The organism is Arenimonas oryziterrae DSM 21050 = YC6267 (genome assembly GCF_000420545.1).
GTDB classification, from domain to species: domain Bacteria; phylum Pseudomonadota; class Gammaproteobacteria; order Xanthomonadales; family Xanthomonadaceae; genus Arenimonas; species Arenimonas oryziterrae.
The window spans coordinates 1-2,317 of sequence record NZ_ATVD01000013.1; the positions used below are offsets into that span (position 1 = coordinate 1).

Here is a 2,317-nt window from a genome sequence, read left to right on the forward strand (position 1 = left end):
CCGCTGGCGTCGTAGCCGAACGAGTGAATCAACGCCCCGGCCGGGCTCTTGATGTCGGTCAGGCGATTGAGCGCATCGTAGTTGTAGCGGTACTGGCGCGGGCCCTGGTCGGCGACACGCAGATTGTCGAGCGGATCGTAGGCATACGTCGCCACACCCCACTGCCCCATCGAGGTCGCGACCGACAGACGATCCAGCCCGTCGTAGGTCATGTCGCGCGTCGTCAGGCCAGCCTGCGCGCCATCGACGATGCTGAGCACGTTGCCGTTGGCATCGAAGGTATAGGTGTCGTCGAGCACCGTCAGACCCGTCCGCTTGTCTTCGCTGCGGCTGGGGAGTTGGCGTGCGTTCTTGGTCATCACGTGCGTGATGAGCAGTTAGCCCTCCAAGCATCAGAAAGCTAAGACCGCCGATGAAGGCGGCCTTTGAAGAAACTAATTCGGCTGGATCGAACAGGGCCAACTAGTTTGATGCCGAATTAGGAAAATACCACTCTGCCCCTGTTTTCCCCAATTCTTTTGCCAATTTTCCTCCATCTCTCGCTCTACTTTCACTTAAGGCCAACTATCCAGCACGGCACTAGAGTCAAGAAATGATTTAGCATTTTCAAATTCTCTACGAGCATTTTCGATCGAAAAAACACCAGCTGTATTGGCACACAGAAGATCAATTCGAACCGAATTGTCCTCCCAGTCTTGCGGCTCCCCGTAGAACTGAAACTGCCAAATTCCACGAGAGATCTCTCTCGCATTGACGGCTTGATAAATCAGTGCCTCCATCGGAACTCCATGACGCTCTAGCAGTTCTTGGGAAACAATGGTTGTCCAATAGAATCCAGGGATGTACGACCGCCAATCTCGCCCCACCCATGCCTCATGCACCCCGTAGGAAGCATCCTTCACAAGCCGATTTCTATGATCCCGCTCCGCACTGTCGGCCGCAAAAGCGAATATCGGTCCTTCGGCAGAGAGATGCTGAAGCAAAAACACAGCCTGTTCACTTTCTATCTGCGTAACTTCAATCACCAACTCAACTGGAATACTAATCCGAACGTTGTAGACGACTTCCTTCCCAAACAAGAAGAACCCGCTAGGAGAATTTCTTAAAAATTTGTCAAACCCAGCCTTGTCAAAAAAAACGCCGGAGCTCTTGGCTGCGTCTTCATCGCTACCAAATCGCAACGGCACGATAGATTCCGGCAAAGACCTAAGTGACGCCATAACCAGATCAAATTTGTCGCATGTGAAGTAGAAATCAGCTTCTATCATTTCTGTGGCCCAAGATCTGGTCGTCGAATAATCTGGTCAAACGCTTTAGTAGCATTTCTACTGACTTTTGTCAGGTCGCCGGTCACCAATATCGCCTTTCTTCCTGCGGCCCGAGCGGCTGCAGACTGAATCCGGACCTGTCTTGTCAAACTAACTTTGATCGTGTCCTTGATCTCCACAGACACAGTACGAGTCAGCGCGTCTGGGATGGCCTTGCCTTCTGCCGTCATCACAGCTTCTGTATTCTTCGCAAGGCCCATTTCTCTAAGAACCCGAGCTTCAGAGGCTGCTCCTCTCGCCGCGTTTCTAGAAATCTGAGCCTCGCTCGCAAGTCCACGCATAATCCTGATCGCAGGCACAGCCGCGATATGCTCAAGCTGTCCCGCAGGAATGCCTTGCGCGTTTGCATCGAGCGTTTCTAAAAGGTCCGCGCCGTCCCGCAAGTTATTCGCCAAGTTTTCGCCACTTACTCCGCAAGTCGGATTGTTGTTGGAGAAACAAGGAGACTCTCTTCCGTCAGGATCAGTGAACAAGTACGGATTGCTTCTAGCGTATGAATATCTATTGAAATTGTCGCCTCTCTCACGAGCCGAAACTGGATCAATACTTGTAAATCGACCAATCTCCGGGTCGTAATACCGCTGCTGCATATATGTCAGCCCCGTATCCCGATCCATCACATGCCCGGTATACCCGGTGCCATCAATCACCGTCGCCCCAAACGCCTCGCCATAAGGCGCATACGCATTGCGCTTGACCAGATTGCCGCTGGCATCCGTCTCCGCGACCGGACTACCGAGCGAGTCGGTGTGCTGATAGCGCACCGTGATCGTGCCCGTGCCCCATGCCACCGCCCGCGTCGCCACCTGCGTATTGCCCAGGTAGATGTAGCTCAGGTTCTGACTGCGACGCGCCTCGGAGGTGTACATCACCTGCTTGGACTGGCTGTAGATCCAGAACGTGGTCTTGGTGTCGGCATCGGTCGTCTGCACGCGACGGCCCTGCCCGTCATAGCGATAGGTCTGGACACCCGTGACCTGATTCATGCG

The 2,317-nt window shown here is 53.7% G+C and carries 2 protein-coding genes and 1 pseudogene; all 3 read right to left on the reverse strand.

The window, feature by feature from the left end:
* Window positions 1–359: pseudogene (locus G467_RS17135) on the reverse strand (RHS repeat protein); the annotation flags it as partial.
* Window positions 360–554: 195 nt separating this feature from the next.
* Window positions 555–1,268 carry a hypothetical protein gene (locus G467_RS18115; protein ID WP_155844911.1) on the reverse strand — a complete coding sequence of 238 codons (714 nt, stop codon included), beginning with the start codon at window positions 1,266–1,268 and terminating at the stop codon, window positions 555–557.
* Window positions 1,265–2,317: RHS repeat-associated core domain-containing protein (locus G467_RS17725; protein WP_281166682.1), on the reverse strand; the 1,053-nt coding region annotated here is incomplete at its 5' end. The genes G467_RS17725 and G467_RS18115, both read right to left, overlap by 4 nt.